A 14,981-nucleotide genomic window follows, 5' to 3' on the forward strand; every position below is an offset into this window, starting at 1 on the left:
ATGAGTGAGCCCGTGAAGACACACTGCCCGTACTGCGCACTCCAGTGCGGCATGGAGATCGGCCCGGAGCTGGCCATCAGCCCCAGGACCGACATCCCTGCCAACGCCTCCGGCGCGCTGTGCCAGAAGGGCTGGACGGCGGGCGAGCTGCTCACCAACGGCGAGCGCCTGACCACCCCGCTCCTGCACGGCGAGCCGGTGGAGTGGGAGGTCGCGCTCGACCACGTGGCGGAGCGGCTGTCAGCGATCCGCGCCGAACACGGCCCCGACGGCGTGGCCGTGTTCGGCGGCGGCGGGCTCACCAACGAGAAGGCCTACACGCTCGGCAAGTTCGCCAGGGTCGCGCTGGGCACCAGCCAGATCGACTACAACGGCCGCTTCTGCATGTCGTCGGCCGCCGCCGCCTCGATCAAGGCGTTCGGCATGGATCGCGGCATGCCGTTCCCCATCACCGACCTGGCCGAGGCCGACGTCGTGCTGCTGGCCGGCGCGAACGTCGCCGAGACCATGCCCCCGTTCGTGCGCCACCTGTCGGGCCCCCGGGTGATCGTCATCGACCCGCGGCGCTCCCAGACGGCCAGGCAGGCCTGGCTGCACCTGCAGCCCACACCCGGCACCGACCTGGCCCTGGCGCTCGGGATGCTGCACCTGGCCATCGCCGACGAGCTCGTGGACGAGGCGTACGTGGCGGCCAGGACCACCGGGTTCGAGGAGGTCCGCACCTCGCTGGCCGCCTGGTGGCCGGAGCGGGTCGAGCGGATCACCGGGGTGCCGGTCTACCGGATGCGGCAGGCGGTCCGGGCGCTGGCCGCGGCGGGCAACGCGTACATCCTGACCGGGCGCGGCGCCGAGCAGCACGCCAAGGGCACCGACACGGTCAGCGCGTTCATCAACCTGGCGCTGGCGCTGGGCCTGCCCGGGCGGCACGGCTCCGGGTACGGGTGCGTGACCGGGCAGGGCAACGGCCAGGGCGGCAGGGAGCACGGGCAGAAGGCCGACCAGCTCCCCGGCTACCGCAAGATCGACGACCCGGCGGCCCGCGAGCACGTCGCGGGCGTGTGGGGCGTCCCGGCGGACAGCCTCCCGGGGCCGGGGCGGTCGGCGTATGAGCTGCTCGACGCGCTCGGCACCCCCGGCGGGCCGCGGGCGCTGCTGCTGTTCGGCTCCAACCCCGTGATCTCCGCGCCCGCCTCCGAGCACGTGGCCGAGCGCATCGCCTCCCTCGACCTGCTGGTGACCTGCGACTTCGTCATGTCCGAGACCGCGGCGCTGGCCGACGTGGTCTTCCCGGTCACGCAGTGGGCCGAGGAGACCGGCACCATGACCAACCTCGAAGGCCGCGTCCTGCTCCGCAACCGGGCCGTGGCCCCGCCCGAGGGCGTCAGGAGCGACCTCGACGTGCTCGCCGGGCTCGCCGAGCGGCTCGGGCACCGCCTGGAGACCGAGCCGGTCAAGATCTTCGACGAGCTGCGCCGGGCGAGCAAGGGCGGGGCGGCCGACTACTCGGGCATCACCTACGAGCGCATCACCGAAGAGAAGGGCGTCTTCTGGCCCTGCCCAGACCCGGAGCACCCCGGCACGCCGCGCCCGTTCCTCGACTCCTTCGCCCACCCGGACGGCCGCGCCAGGTTCGTGCCCGTCCAGCACCGGCCGGCGGCCGAGGAGACCGACGCGGACTACCCGATCTACCTGAGCACCGGACGGGTGCTCGCCCACTACCAGAGCGGCGCCCAGACCCGCAGGATCGCGCCGCTCGTCCAGGCGGCTCCCGAGCCGTTCGTCGAGCTGCACCCGGACCTCGCCGAGCAGCTCGACATCTCGCCCGGGGACGTCGTACGGGTCAGCAGCAGGAGAGGCGAGGGGAAGGCCGTGGCCAGGATCAGCGACGCCATCAGGCGCGACACCGTTTTCATGCCCTTCCACTGGGAGGGCGCCAACCGGCTCACCAACCCGGCGCTGGACCCGACCTCGAGGATGCCGGAGTTCAAGGTCTGCGCGGTCAGGGTGGAGAGGGACTCATGAGGCTCGTCGTCGTCGGCAACGGGATGGCCGGGTCGCGGCTGGTCAGCGAGGTACGGACCAGGGACCCGCACATCAGGATCACGATCTTCGGCGCGGAGTCGCGCCAGCCGTACAACAGGGTGCTGCTGTCCAACGTGCTGGCCGGCAGCTCGCGTCCCGAGCAGGTGAGGCTGCTCGAATCCTCCTGGTACGACGCCCACAACGTCGAGGCCGCCTTCGGCGACGCGGTCGCCCACATCGACAGGGAGACCAGGCACGTGGTGACCGAGGGCGGGCGGCGCGAGCCGTACGACCTGCTGGTCCTGGCCATGGGCAGCGAGGCGATCGTGCCGCCGATCCCGGGCGTGGAGCGGGCCATCCCGTTCCGCACGCTCGACGACTGCGAGCGCATCATGGAGGCCGCCGACCAGGCCCGCAGGGCCGTGGTCGTCGGCGGCGGCCTGCTCGGCATCGAGGCCGCCCGCGGGCTGGCCGGGCGCGGCCTGCCGGTGACGCTGCTGCACCTGGCCGGGCATCTCATGGAGCGCCAGCTCGACGTCGAGGCGGGTGAGGTGCTCGGCGAGACGCTCGCCGGGCTCGGCGTCGAGATCCGCACCGGCGTCAGCGCCGAGTCGGTGCGGGAGGACGGCGTCCGGCTGGCCGGCGGCGAGCTGATCGAGGCCGACCTCGTCGTGCTGGCCTGCGGCGTCCGCCCCGTCACCGGGCCGGCCGCCGCGGCGGGGCTGGAGGTGCGGCGCGGCGTCGTCGTGGACGACGAGCTGCGCACCGACGACCCATCGATCTTCGCCATCGGCGAGTGCGCCGAGCACGAGGGCACCGTGTACGGCCTGGTCGCCCCCGCCTGGGAGCAGGCCTCCGTGGCCGCCGACGTGATCACCGGCGGCAAGGCCCTCTACCGGGGCTCCCGGCTGGTCACCAGGCTCAAGGCCAGGAGTGTCGAGCTGGCCGCCATGGGCGAGACCCAGCTCACCGAGGAGCACGCCGAGGTGGTGCGCTTCAGCCACCGGGCCCGCGGCACCTACCGCAAGCTCGTCATCCGCGACGGGCGGCTGGTGGGCGCGATCCTGCTGGGCGAGAGCGACGCCGTGGGCACGCTCACCCAGCTCTTCGACCGAGGCGCGCCGGTGCCGGGGGACCGGGCCGGGCTGCTGTTCCCCGGGCTGTCGTCGGCGCCGGTGGCCGACAGCCCGACGCTGATGCCGGACGCGGCCAAGGTCTGTCAGTGCAACAACGTGACCAAGGGTCAGATCAGGGCGTGCTGGGAGGCCGGGGCCCGCGACGTGGCCGGAGTGGCGGCCGCGACCAGGGCGACGACCGGATGCGGAACCTGCCGCGACGCCGTGGAGGGCATCGTCGGCTGGCTGTGCGAACAGGAAGGGGTTTCTGTATGAGCAGGATCGTCGTCGTTGGGTACGGGCCGACGGCCCACCGGCTCGTCGAAACTCTGGTGGACAAGGGCTTCGACGGCCGGATCACCGTGATCGGGGAGGAGCCGCGCCCGGCGTACGACCGGGTGGCACTGACCTCCTACCTCTCCGGCGTCACCGTGGAGGACCTCACCTACGAGATGCCCGCGGGGGTCGTGACGAGGCTGAGCAGCCGGGTCACCGGGATCGACCGGGAGGCCCGCGAGGTCACCCTGGCCGACGGCGCCACCGAGCCCTATGACGTGCTCGTGCTGGCCACCGGGTCGGCGCCGTTCGTGCCGCCGGTGCCGGGCGCCGAGCACGCCTTCGTCTACCGCACCATCGACGACCTGGACGCGATCCGGGTGGCCGCCAAGGACGCGGTCGAGGGCGTCGTGGTCGGCGGCGGGCTGCTCGGCCTGGAGGCCGCCGACGCGCTGCGCGCGCTCGGGCTGAAGGCGCACATCGTCGAGATGAGCCCCTGGCTGATGCCGCGGCAGGTGGACGAGGGCGGCGGCGCGGTGCTGAAGTCCCACATCGAGGGCCTCGGGCTCGGCGTGCACGCCGGGGCGGGCGTCCAGGAGATCGTCACCGCGGACGGCCAGGTCACCGGGCTGCGCAAGCCGGACGGCACGGTGCTGGACGCGCAGGTCGTGGTCTTCTCGGCGGGCATCAGGCCGCGTGACGAGCTGGCCAGGTCGTCCGGGCTGGAGGTCGGCGAGCGGGGCGGCATCGTGGTCGACTCCTCGATGCTCACCTCCGACGCCTCGATCTACGCGGTCGGCGAGTGCGCGCTGGTCGGCGGCATGGTCTACGGCCTCGTCGGGCCGTGCAACACGATGGCCGAGGTGGCGGCCGACCGGATCATGGGCGGGTCCTCGGCCTTCGAGGGCGCCGACATGTCCACCAAGCTCAAGCTGCTGGGTGTCGAGGTGGCGCAGTTCGGGGCCATGTCGGGGGCGCTCGACGTCACCTACATGGACCCGGTGGTCGGTGTCTACAAGAAGCTGTTCATCAGCGACGACGCGAAGACGCTGCTCGGCGGCATCTGCGTGGGCGACGCCTCCCCGTACACGTCCCTGCGGCCCTTCGTCGGCAAGGCGCTGCCCGCCTCGCCGTCCGACCTGCTCTTCAGCGGGGCCGGGGCCAGCCTCGACCTGCCCGACGAGGCGCAGGTGTGCTCCTGCAACAACGTGTGCGCGGGCGATGTCCGCACGGCCATCGCCGATAAGGGCGTCACCGACGTGCCCGGCATCAAGGCCTGCACCCGCGCCGGCACGACCTGCGGCAGCTGCGTGCCGATGCTCAAGCAGTTGCTGGAGAAGTCGGGCGTCGAGGTCAGCAAGGCGCTGTGCGAGCACTTCACGTACTCGCGGGCCGAGCTGTTCGACATCGTACGGGTCCGCAAGATCACCACGTTCTCCCAGCTCATCACCGAACACGGGCACGGCAGAGGCTGCGACATCTGCAAGCCGGCCGTGGCCTCGATCCTGGCCTCGCTCTACAACGGCCACGTGCTCGACGGCGAGCGGGTCACGCTGCAGGACACCAACGACCATTTCCTCGCCAACATGCAGAAGAACGGCACGTACTCGGTCGTCCCGCGCATCCCCGGCGGCGAGATCACCCCCGACAAGCTCATCGTGATCGGCGAGGTGGCCCGTGACTTCGGCCTCTACACGAAGATCACCGGCGGTCAGCGCATCGACCTGTTCGGAGCCCGGGTCGAGCAGCTGCCGGAGATCTGGCGGCGGCTGGTGGACGCCGGGTTCGAGTCCGGCCACGCGTACGGCAAGGCGCTGCGCACGGTGAAGTCGTGCGTCGGCTCGACCTGGTGCCGCTACGGCGTGCAGGACTCGGTGGGCATGGCCATCGCGCTGGAGCTGCGCTACCGCGGCCTGCGCTCGCCGCACAAGCTCAAGTCGGCCGTCTCCGGCTGCGCCCGCGAGTGCGCCGAGGCCAGGTCCAAGGACTTCGGGATCATCGCCACCGAGCGGGGCTGGAACCTGTACGTCGGCGGCAACGGCGGCTTCAAGCCCCGCCACGCCGACCTGCTGGCCACGGACCTGAGCTCGGAGGAGCTCATCAGGACGATCGACCGGTTCCTCATGTTCTACATCCGCACGGCCGACCGGCTGCAGCGCACCTCCACCTGGCTGGAGTCGCTGGACGGCGGGCTCGACTATCTCCGCGAGGTGATCATGGAAGATTCGCTCGGCATCTGCGCCGACCTGGACGCGCAGATGGAGAACCACATCGCCACGTACGCCGACGAGTGGGCGGCCACGCTGGACGACCCCGAGAAGCTGAACAGGTTCGTCACCTTCGTCAACGCCCCCGGCGTGCCGGACCCGTCGATCGTCTTCGCCAGCGAGCGCGGCCAGATCAAGCCGGTGATGGCCAGATGAGCTGGACGCGGATCTGCGACTATGAGGCCATGGTGCCGGAACGCGGCGTCTGCGCCCTGGTGGGCGGTGAGCAGGTGGCCATCTTCCGCACCCACGACGGCACGCTGCACGCGCTGGGCAACCTCGACCCGTTCAGCGGCGCGTACGTGCTCTCGCGCGGCATCGTCGGCACCAGGAAGGGCGAGCCGACCGTGGCCTCGCCGCTGCACAAGCAGGTGTTCTCGCTGGTGTCGGGGCGCTGCCTGGACGAGGACGCGGTGTCCGTGCCGATCTACCGGGTTCGGGTGGCGGACGGCGGCGTGGAGGTCGGCGCCTGATCGCCCGCCAGGACCAAGCCCAGGTCGTAGGCTCGCACGACGGCCTGGGTGCGGTCCCTCGCGCCCAGCTTGTCCAGGACGTTGCCGACGTGCGTCTTGACCGTCTCCCTGGTGACGTACAGGGCGGCGGCGATCTCGGCGTTGCTCAGCCCGCGGGCCAGGTGACGCAGGACGTCCAGCTCCCTGGGCGTGAGGTCGTGGGCGGCGGTGGCGCGCGGGCGCGGGGCGGCGATGCGGCGCAGCGCGTCGGGGAAGAGCACGCCGTCCCGCAGCCGGATCGCGGTGACCAGGTCGGCGGCGGGGGAGCGCTTGAGCACGTAGCCGGCCGCGCCCGCGCGTAGCGCGCCCCAGACGAGCTGGTCGTTCTCGAACGTCGTGACCACGACGACCCGGGTCCGCGGCGAGAGGCGGGCCAGCTCCCGGGTGGCGTGCAGGCCGTCCATGCTGCCGGCGGGGCCGGGCATGCGGATGTCCATGAGCACGACGTCGGCCGCGCGGCCCAGCTCGACGGCGGCGTGGCCGTCGGCCGCCTCCCCGATCACCTCGATGTCGTCGTACGGGGAGAGCATGGTGGCCCAGCCGGAGCGGATGAGCGGCTCGTCGTCGGCCAGCACCACCCGGATCCCCCTGCTCACGCGGGCAGTGTCGCCGTCACCCGCCATGTGCCGTCCACCTCCTCCCGCTCGAACACCCCTCCGGCCAGGCGCGCCCGCATTCGCATCCCCACCAGACCGCGCCCCTCCCCGGGCGTCGCGCTCCCGGCCACCTCGTTCTCCACGACCAGCACGACCTCCTTCCCGCCCCCTCCAGCGCCGCCCCTGACTGCGGTCACTTCGGGGGCGGAGCGGTGCCGGACGGCCAGGTCCACCCGGACCCGCCCCCGCCCGTGCCTGAGCGCGTTCGTGACCGCCTCCCTGGCGATCGCGTACGCCGCCCGCGACGCCGCCTCCGGCACCCGGTCCACCGGGTCGGCACGGCACTCCACGTCCAGCCCGTGCACGAGCGCACTGAGGGCGGCCAGCGTGGGCGCCTGCGCCGTACTGCCCTCGTCGAGCACCCGAAGGAGCACGTCCAGCTCCTGCTGAGCGCCACGTGCGGTGCCCACCAGGTGGTCCAGCGACCGTCCGGCCACCGGCACCGTCTCCGGCCGCCCCAGGGCCGCCTGGGCCGCCATGGCCTGCACCAGGACGACGCTGAGCGCGTGCCCCACCGAGTCGTGCAGCTCCAGCGCCAGGCTCTGGCGGCGGCCGAGCTCCTCGATCACCAGCGACGGGTCGGAGCGCAGCAGCCTGCGCGCCACCCGCTGCTGCCCGGCCCCCGCCAGCACCATCACCGCCAGCACGGCCACGGCCATGACGGACACCTGCGCCAGATCACCCTGAGCGGCCTGCGGGCGGGTGAACGCGGGCGCCAGCGCCAGCACCCCGGCACTCAGCGTCGCCCCCACGAACAGGTGCAGCGCCGTCAGCACCCGCAGATAGACCGGGTCGGCGCGGTCCGGCACGGCCACCCCGAGCAGCTCTGACAGCGCGATGACCTCCAGCCGCGGCACCAGGGGCAGGCACGCCACGAGCGCCGACGCGGGCAGGCACGCCGCCCACAGCAACAGCACCCGCGCCAGGGACACCTCCGTCACGAGCGTCACCGCCAGGACCGCCGCCACCGGCGTCAGCAACGCCGCGCCCAGTAGCTGGTAGAGCACCGCCTTCCAGGGCTTCCAAGGTTTCCAGGGAACCGCCACGGCTCCAGAAGCTAGCCGACCGGCCCGGGGACCGCCTCCCTCGTACGGGGGAAGTGGCTCGTCTTCCGCCTGCTCAGAGTGGGGTCATGCCGTTCTGGCATATCGGCTGCGCCGATGCCAGGCCGAGGGCTATGCTCCAGTCTCCACCGGGGGGTAGACGTGCGGGCTTCGATGGGTCAGTGGCAACACGCAACGCCGTCCTGAATCGATGCTGTCGCAACGTTCGGCGTCCTCGCGCTGGGGGAGGGGTTCGGGGTTCGCCTGGATTCGCGGCACTGGACGGACGCTATCGGCGGTGCCCTGTGCGCTGGTCTCGGGGCGGCAACGATCGCAACTCTGACCGGTCTCAGCCAGATTCAGTGAACCGTTACCGTGAGTAACACCCCAACGAGCTAAAGGCGTCGTGCGGACTGGCCAAACGCCGCATTCGCGCATGGCGGGTGCGGGCATCAAAGCGGCCATGAGCAAGGTTTTTCAGCGCTGGGCACTTCTACCGGCGGCGATCGTCCCCGTCCTCCTGGTCGCCGGTTGCGACGTGGGCGGTGACCGTACGCAAGCGATGAAAGCGGCCGTGACCCCGACCGGTCCCTACACCAGGAGCCCGTCCCCGACCGCGACGGCGACGGCGGCCGGGCAGCCGCGCGGCGCCGTCGAGTCCTACTTCAACGCGCTCAAGGCGGGGAACGTGGACCAGATCGTCAGCCTGTTCACGGGCAACGCGGTGGTCGAGATAGACGGCGAGGCCACGGCCGAGGGCACCAAGGCGATCCGCAGCCTCTACCAGCAGCAGTTGCAGGGCGCGACCGACGTGGTGTCGGCCATGCACACCATCGTGGACGTGCGTACGGTCGGCGCCGAGAACGCCGTCGTCCGCTCGGGGAGCAAGCAGGGGGACGCGCGCTTCCGCGAGCTGTTCCTGCTCGGCAAGGAGGGCGGGAAGTGGAAGATCTCGGAGTTCATGAACAATCAGTCGTCCTGACCGCCGGAGCCTCGGGAATGGGCCACACGTCCTTTGCGGGACGCCCGCCGGGAATGGCGGGAATTCCGGGACGGATTCACCGGTCCGGTTAAGTCACGAGGCGGGCTACGACTGCGCGGTGCCGCGCGGGATGCGCGGGGTGATGCGGCCCTGGTCGATCATCGCCAGGTAGACGGCGAAGGCGCCCCGAGCCCACGTTTCCGCCTGTCGCGCGGTCAACCTGATCTCCTCGCCCTCGTGCGAGACGATCATGTATCCGCCCCAGGGCGTGTTCCGTCGCCACGCCACCAATACGTTCTCGAAAACGAGGACGTCGAGCATTGCGGTCACATATGCGCGTCCGGTGGCGGACACGGCGCAAGCCTCCTCGCTCCCCGCCGAATTCTCGCCTTTCCTCCATTGTGCGCGCCGTAACGAGAAATGTCGCAGGCCCGTCAGAACCTGGGCCGCGCCTCCGGTGTATCTGTACCGGAGGTGGTCCCATGAAGAGGATTCTGGCGGTGCTGGCCGCCACGGTGGCCGGCATGGCGGCGCTGGTCCTGGGCGGCCTGCCCGCCGCCGCTGCCGGCGGTTGGGCGGTGACCTATCTGGATCCGGTGCCGTCCCGGTTCGAGGGCGGGACGTCGTACGCGCTGGGGTTCTGGGTGCTCCAGCACGGCTCCCATCCGTTCGACGGGGATCTCGGGGCGGTCGGGCTGCGGTTCACCGGGGCGGACGGGAAGAGCCTGCGCTTCGGCGGCACGGCGCTGCCGGAGGCCGGGCATTACGCCACGTCGGTGGTGGTGCCTGAGGGAGTGTGGAAGGTGGAGGGCGTCCAGGGGCTGTTCCAGCCGTACGTGGTGGGGACGCTGACCGTTCCCGGCGGGCTGAAGGTCGATCCGGTGCCCGCCGAGATGGTGGCGCCCATGTCGGCGGAGAAGTCGTTCTGGGGGGCCGTGCGGCCGCCCGGGTTCCCGGATGGGAGTCCGGCGGTGATTACCCGGTCGCCGAAGGGGCAGGGGAGTGCCGGTGCTACCGACGTGGGGCGGGAAGGCTCCGGTGACACGGGTGGCCGGCGGGCAAGCTCCGGTGGTGCGGGGCAGGGATCCGGCGGGGTGCCTGTCTACGCGCTGGCGATCGCCGCCGTCGGTGGTTCGCTGGTCGCGGTGGTGGCCCTGTGGCTGCTGCCGCAGTCCCGCCTGCCGGGCCTGCCGCCTCGGCCGCCCTCGCCGGACGGGGCGTCGCCGAGGTGGCCGGCCCGCGTGGCGCGGCTGATCCGCCGGTCGCGCCGGTCGGAAGCCGAGCCGGACCCGCCCACGGGCACGCCGGACCCATCGGACCCGCCTGAGCCGACGGGCTCGCCGGGGGAGACGATCGTCATCTCCGGTAAGTGATCGGCGGTCCTGGCGGGGAGAGCGCCGGGGTGTGCCTGCGGCGCCGCTTTCCCGAGCGGCACCGCGTCGCAGGCCCACCCCGGTTCCGCCACGTGAGCCTCGCCGCATCCCGACGCCGCGCTAGCCGGACGCGGCCCGATGCCACGGGGGTCGGATCGCGGCCCTACGTCGCGGGGGCCGTGTTCAGAGGTCGCGTTCCTGCTGGTCGAGGATGGCGACGGAGACGGCGACCGCGCGGGCCGCGTCGCCGTCCTCGATCGCGCCCAGCAGGTCGTCGTGGGAGCTGTCCGGCGTCAGGGCCGCCTGCTCCTGGTCCCTGACGCTGTCGCGCAGGGCGTCGCTCATGCTGCGGTAGAGGTCGCCGAGCAGGGCGTTGTGCGCGGCGTCCGCGACCAGCAGGTGGAAGTCCACGTCCGCGTCCGCGAAGCCGTCGAGGTCGCCGGCGCGGGCGGCCGCGTCCCGGCGGGCCAGCGTCCGGCGCATCGCGGTCAGGTCCTCCTCGGTGCGCCTGCCCGCCGCGAGCCGGGCGGCCACGAGGTCGAGGCCGCGGCGCACGTCGATGATGTCCATGGCGGCCGCCGTGTCGAGCCGCCGGCGCAGGGCGACCTTGGACTCGTCGGTGGCGGTCACGTAGGTGCCGTCGCCCTGGCGGGTGTGCAGGAGCCCGGCGTGGGCCAGGACCCGCACCGCCTCGCGCACGGACAGCCTGCTCATGCCGAGGCTCTGCGCGAGCTGGCTCTCGGACGGGATCTTGGTGCCGACCGGCCACACACCACGCGCGATCTCTCGGCGGAGCTCGTCGATGGCGGCGTCCACGAGCGAGGTCCGAGCGACGTTTCGCATGCACCCTCTCCTCATCGGATGGAGAACACCCACCCTAAGAGCTATCGCCGAAGGCGGGGTAGTCCGGCCGGTGATCGGGGGCGCGCCGCCGGTCAGCGCCGGGGCAGGGCGGAGAGGAAGGCGGACTGGACGGCCTCGAAGCGGCGGCCGACGTCCCCGAGGTCGAACGGCAGGCGCTCGCCGCCCTGGGCCTCGGCGAGGCGCTCCTCCAGCTGGCCCCGGGCCGACAGCTGGGCCGCGCGCAGCGCCGTCACGATCGCCTCGGCCAGCTCGTCGCTGCCCATCGTGCGCAGCACCCGTGCGTCCAGGCGGATGTCCCGGACGAGGCCGTCGGCCTCCACGGTGGCCTGGATCCGGCCCCCGGCGGCGGTGCCCTCCCCGGTGACCTCGCCGAGCCCGTCCATGGCCGTGGCGAGCTTCGACATGGCCTCGTCCGCGCGCCGCCCGATCCTGTCCAGCTCCTCGGGCGTGACGGCGGCCGGGTCGAAGTCGAACATGCCGTGACCTTCCTGTTCGTCGGCGCGACCAATGGAGTTGATCAAGATTTCCTGAACCCGCTGACAGCGGCTGGTTGCGCCCCGTCGAACATCCGGTGAACCCAGATGATCAACGCCTCCAAGGCGACAAAGATGACCTTCGACGCAGAACACCTGAAGGAGCGACATGTCCACCCCGCAGGAGACAAGGGTCATCACGTCCAGTGTCATCGCCGCCATGGGCGAGCGCTACGACGACGTCTGGGCCGGCCTCATGAAGACCGGAGACCGCGTCTACGACACCGACCTCGGCGACGGCACGCTGGGGACGATCTTGGCGAGAATCCTCGGCCCGGCCTACGAGACGGCGCAGCGAGGCTGCACGGAGGCCCTGAGGGGCGGCGCCATCGCCTCCCGCGGCATCACCGACAGCCTGGCCACCTGCGCGGGAAACTGGCGCAGGGCCGAGCAGGCCAGCATCGTGGAGTACGTGTGATGGCGCCCGCGCCGTGGCCGATCATCCGGACGCTCAAGGGGCTCCAGCTGTACGCGGGCGTCCCGCTGGTGTCGCTGGCCCTCCTGGAGTCCCTCCAGATGGACGTCGACCGGGTCTCGGAGGTCGCCAAGGTCTGGAAGCAGATGGCCAGGGACCTCGACAACCCCGTGGAGGTGCTGGACGGCATTCCCGCCGAGTCCCGCCGCGGCTGGATCGCCGACGACCAGCGGGAGTTCTCCCGGGTGACCGGCAAGATGCACGCGGGCACCGAGGTCCTGCGCGACTCCCTCGACCAGATCGGCGACATCCTCGACGGCGTGGCCAACGCCTTCCGGCTCTTCAAGGGGGCGATGGCGACCTTCTCCACGATGGTCGCCGCCTCCAGCGTGTACGGGCTGTCGATGATGGTGCTGTCACCCGTGGGGGCCGTCCAGGGCCGTCTGTACCTGAGATGGCTGCTCAACGCCGCGGACAAGGTGCTGACCGTGATGATCGGCGCGCTCCTCACGTACTGCATGGGCCAGGCGGCCATCGTCGCCTACCTGATCACGCAGGGGCAGGCGCTGGCAGACATGGCCGAGCCGTACGAGCAGGACGGCTGGCCGGGGGCGAGGCTGCGCGAGGTCGACTTCGCCACCGTGAAGATCGACAAGTCGGCGTTCCCCACCTTCCAGTACCCCGAGGGGAAGCAGGCCCTGCCGGACGACACGAAGGACTTCAAGTGGGTGGCCCCGAGCCGGCCCGGTACGAAGTGAGCCCGGCCCGGAGCGGCTCATGAGCGACGGGAGGCGGCCAGGGCGGCACCGATGATGCCGGCCTCGTTCTGCAGGGTGGCGGGGACGACGGGCGTGTCGATGTGGACGTGCGGCAGGAACTTGTCGGCCTTCCTGCTCGCACCTCCGCCGATGACGATCAGCGTGGGCGACAGCAGCATCTCCACGTGCCGGAGGTACTCCTCCACCCGCTCGGCCCACTTCTCCCAGCTCAGCTCGTGCTCCTCCCGCGCCCGCGCCGACGCCCGGTGCTCGGCGTCCTTGCCCCGCAGCTCCAGGTGCCCGAGCTCGGTGTTGGGCACGAGCGTCCCGTCGGTGAACAGGGCGCTGCCGATCCCCGTGCCGAACGTCAGCACGAGCACGGTCCCGCGCTCCCCGCGCCCGCGCCCGTAGGTCACCTCCGCCACGCCGGCCGCGTCGGCGTCGTTCAGCACGGTCGCCCCGCCGAACAACCCGGCCGCGTCCACGCCGATCCACGAGTGGTCCACATTGGCGGCCGTCAGCACGACCCCGTCCTTGACCACGCCGGGGAACGTCACCCCGATGGGACCGCTCCAGCCGAAATGCTTGACGATCTCCGCCACCGCTTCCGCCACCTCATCGGGCTTGGACGGCTGGGGCGTGGGAATGCGCAAGCGCTCCTTCACCAGCTCGCCGGCCTCGATGTCGACAGGGGCGCCCTTGATTCCCGAACCACCGATGTCAATGCCCAACACGTTCATGTCAATCCCTCTCCCCTTCAGGACACGAAAAAACTCCTGTCCCGATATTTCCGGAACCGGCTGAACCGGCCCACAGCCCTCCACGTATCTCGCGTCACAAGCGCTAACTAGGAGGCAACGGATGCGGCCACGCATCATCACACTCTGCGCTGTTGCGGTTGTGTGGGGAGCAACTCTCACCACTCCCGCGCACGCCACCACAACCAGGAACCGATTCGACGTGATCAGCCTTGTGTCGGACGTTCAGGGCAAAGCCCCGGTCACCGACGCCAAGGTCGTCAACCCGTGGGGCCTGGCCATGGGCAAGACTCTGTGGGTCTCGAACACCGGCACCGGCACCGCCACCGTCTACTCCGGCACGGGCAAGAAGGAGCAGACCGAGGTGTGGATCCCCGGCGGAGCACCCACCGGCCAGGTGTTCAACCCGGGCGAGGGCTTCACCGTCAAGGGCAAGCCCGCCACGTTCATCTTCTCCAGCCCGAGCGGAGCCATCACGGGCTGGAACAAGGACGTGGACCCGAAGAACGCGATCATCGGGGCCTTCACCCGCGGCGCCGACTACAAGGGGCTGGAGCTCGTCGAGACCGACGACGGAGACTTCCTGCTGGCCGCCGACTTCGCGAGCGGGCGCATCCACGCCTTCGACGAGGACTTCCGGCGCATCAGCCTGAAGAGCTGGCAGTTCCGCGACCCGGGCGTCCCCAGGACGTACAAGGCCTACAACGTGGCGATCGCCAACGGCAGCATCTGGGTGTCCTGGGCCCTGCGTGACCCGTCCACCGGCAAGCCCGAATTCGGCGAGGGCAAGGGCTTCGTGAGCCGCTTCAACGCCGGCGGGCGCCTCACCGGCCGCATCTCCAGGGTCGGGCTCAACGCCCCCTGGGGGATCACCGCCGCGCCGAAGGGCTGGGGACAGTACAGGGGCGCGCTGCTCATCGGCAACTTCGGCGACGGCACCGTGCACGCGTACAAGAACAGCCGCCACCTGGGCGCGCTGGCCACGGCCGACGGCAACCCGATCGTGCTGCCCGGCCTGTGGGACCTGGAGCCCGGCACCGCCACCAACGGCGGCGAGAACTCCATGTGGTTCTCCGCGGGCATCGACGGCACCAAGCACGGCCTGATCGGCATCATCGCCCCGCAGGGCACCAAGCCGACGTCCACCGCGACGCCCACGTCCTCGCCGTCGAGCTCCCCGACGAACCACCCGTCGGGCCACCAGACGAGCGCCCCCAGTAGCCAGTCGTCCTCCCAGAATCCGTACGGCGGGTACTGAGCGGCGCTCTCTCGCCGCCGCCCCCGGCCTGGCGAGAAGCGCAGCTCGCCGAGCAAGGCCGGGGGCGGCGGTCACGCGGACGTTTCCGGCGCGGTTGGCGCGAGCCGCGCCGGAAACAACCCCCTTGTTGGTGCTTCCGCCGCACCCTT

General features: G+C 71.5%; 15 protein-coding genes. 9 read left to right on the forward strand and 6 right to left on the reverse strand.

The genetic code is table 11. From position 1 onward, the window contains the following. The 4 genes from ACIHFD_RS00815 to nirD are packed head-to-tail and all read left to right on the forward strand — an operon-like array spanning position 1 to position 6,153. Complete coding sequence (locus ACIHFD_RS00815) at positions 1–2,022, forward strand: molybdopterin oxidoreductase family protein (RefSeq protein WP_397364997.1); 2,022 nt, start codon at positions 1–3, stop codon at positions 2,020–2,022. Next, positions 2,019–3,413 (forward strand): FAD-dependent oxidoreductase, encoded by a 1,395-nt coding sequence (locus ACIHFD_RS00820; RefSeq protein ID WP_397364998.1) that lies wholly within the window; start codon positions 2,019–2,021, stop codon positions 3,411–3,413. Before ACIHFD_RS00815 ends, ACIHFD_RS00820 begins: the two co-directional genes overlap by 4 nt. After that, entirely contained in the window at positions 3,410–5,836 is a 2,427-nt protein-coding gene (nirB, locus tag ACIHFD_RS00825) for a nitrite reductase large subunit NirB (RefSeq protein WP_397364999.1), read from the forward strand. Before ACIHFD_RS00820 ends, nirB begins: the two co-directional genes overlap by 4 nt. Then, complete coding sequence (nirD, locus tag ACIHFD_RS00830; RefSeq protein WP_350723096.1) at positions 5,833–6,153, forward strand: nitrite reductase small subunit NirD; 321 nt, start codon at positions 5,833–5,835, stop codon at positions 6,151–6,153. The genes nirB and nirD overlap by 4 nt, the downstream gene beginning before the upstream one ends. Here nirD and ACIHFD_RS00835 read toward each other — a convergent pair. Beyond that, the gene (locus tag ACIHFD_RS00835; protein ID WP_363966143.1) at positions 6,108–6,788 is read right to left on the reverse strand and encodes a response regulator transcription factor; all 681 of its coding nucleotides are present in this window, start codon (positions 6,786–6,788) and stop codon (positions 6,108–6,110) included. The two genes, nirD and ACIHFD_RS00835, sit on opposite strands and share 46 nt — an antisense overlap. Continuing rightward, a complete protein-coding gene (locus ACIHFD_RS00840) occupies positions 6,785–7,894 on the reverse strand; it encodes a sensor histidine kinase (protein WP_397365000.1) in 1,110 nt (369 codons plus the stop codon). The genes ACIHFD_RS00835 and ACIHFD_RS00840 overlap by 4 nt, the downstream gene beginning before the upstream one ends. Positions 7,895–8,354: 460 nt before the next feature. Between ACIHFD_RS00840 and ACIHFD_RS00845 the strand changes: the two genes are divergently transcribed. Continuing rightward, on the forward strand, positions 8,355–8,873 hold the full coding sequence (locus ACIHFD_RS00845) for a YybH family protein (RefSeq protein ID WP_397365001.1): 519 nt from the start codon (positions 8,355–8,357) through the stop codon (positions 8,871–8,873). Between the two features lie 105 nt (positions 8,874–8,978). Here ACIHFD_RS00845 and ACIHFD_RS00850 read toward each other — a convergent pair whose 3' ends face one another. Further along, the gene (locus ACIHFD_RS00850) at positions 8,979–9,227 is read right to left on the reverse strand and encodes a hypothetical protein (protein WP_397365002.1); all 249 of its coding nucleotides are present in this window, start codon (positions 9,225–9,227) and stop codon (positions 8,979–8,981) included. 128 nt (positions 9,228–9,355) lie between these two features. Here ACIHFD_RS00850 and ACIHFD_RS00855 point away from each other — a divergent pair, with 128 nt between their 5' ends. After that, positions 9,356–10,246, forward strand: a complete 891-nt coding sequence (locus tag ACIHFD_RS00855) for a hypothetical protein (protein ID WP_397365003.1) — start codon at positions 9,356–9,358, stop codon at positions 10,244–10,246. Between the two features lie 183 nt (positions 10,247–10,429). Here ACIHFD_RS00855 and ACIHFD_RS00860 read toward each other — a convergent pair whose 3' ends face one another. Both ACIHFD_RS00860 and ACIHFD_RS00865 read right to left on the reverse strand, forming a co-directional pair. Continuing rightward, a complete protein-coding gene (locus tag ACIHFD_RS00860; protein WP_357730370.1) occupies positions 10,430–11,089 on the reverse strand; it encodes an FCD domain-containing protein in 660 nt (219 codons plus the stop codon). 92 nt (positions 11,090–11,181) lie between these two features. Then, positions 11,182–11,586 (reverse strand): YbaB/EbfC family nucleoid-associated protein, encoded by a 405-nt coding sequence (locus ACIHFD_RS00865; RefSeq protein ID WP_350723083.1) that lies wholly within the window; start codon positions 11,584–11,586, stop codon positions 11,182–11,184. A gap of 166 nt (positions 11,587–11,752) precedes the next feature. On the opposite strand from ACIHFD_RS00865, the gene ACIHFD_RS00870 reads away from it, so the two are divergent. Both ACIHFD_RS00870 and ACIHFD_RS00875 read left to right on the forward strand, forming a co-directional pair. After that, on the forward strand, positions 11,753–12,061 hold the full coding sequence (locus ACIHFD_RS00870) for a hypothetical protein (RefSeq protein ID WP_350723082.1): 309 nt from the start codon (positions 11,753–11,755) through the stop codon (positions 12,059–12,061). Next, positions 12,058–12,816 (forward strand): WXG100 family type VII secretion target, encoded by a 759-nt coding sequence (locus tag ACIHFD_RS00875; RefSeq protein ID WP_397365004.1) that lies wholly within the window; start codon positions 12,058–12,060, stop codon positions 12,814–12,816. The genes ACIHFD_RS00870 and ACIHFD_RS00875 overlap by 4 nt, the downstream gene beginning before the upstream one ends. A gap of 17 nt (positions 12,817–12,833) precedes the next feature. On the opposite strand, the gene ppgK is transcribed toward ACIHFD_RS00875, so the two are convergent. After that, positions 12,834–13,556: a polyphosphate--glucose phosphotransferase gene (gene ppgK / locus ACIHFD_RS00880; RefSeq protein ID WP_397365005.1), complete on the reverse strand. Its 723-nt coding sequence runs from the start codon at positions 13,554–13,556 to the stop codon at positions 12,834–12,836. A 220-nt stretch (positions 13,557–13,776) separates the two neighbouring features. On the opposite strand from ppgK, the gene ACIHFD_RS00885 reads away from it, so the two are divergent. After that, positions 13,777–14,832, forward strand: coding sequence for a TIGR03118 family protein (locus tag ACIHFD_RS00885; RefSeq protein ID WP_397365006.1), 1,056 nt, complete (start codon positions 13,777–13,779; stop codon positions 14,830–14,832). Positions 14,833–14,981: the final 149 nt, after the last annotated feature.

The organism is Nonomuraea sp. NPDC051941 (genome assembly GCF_044593615.1).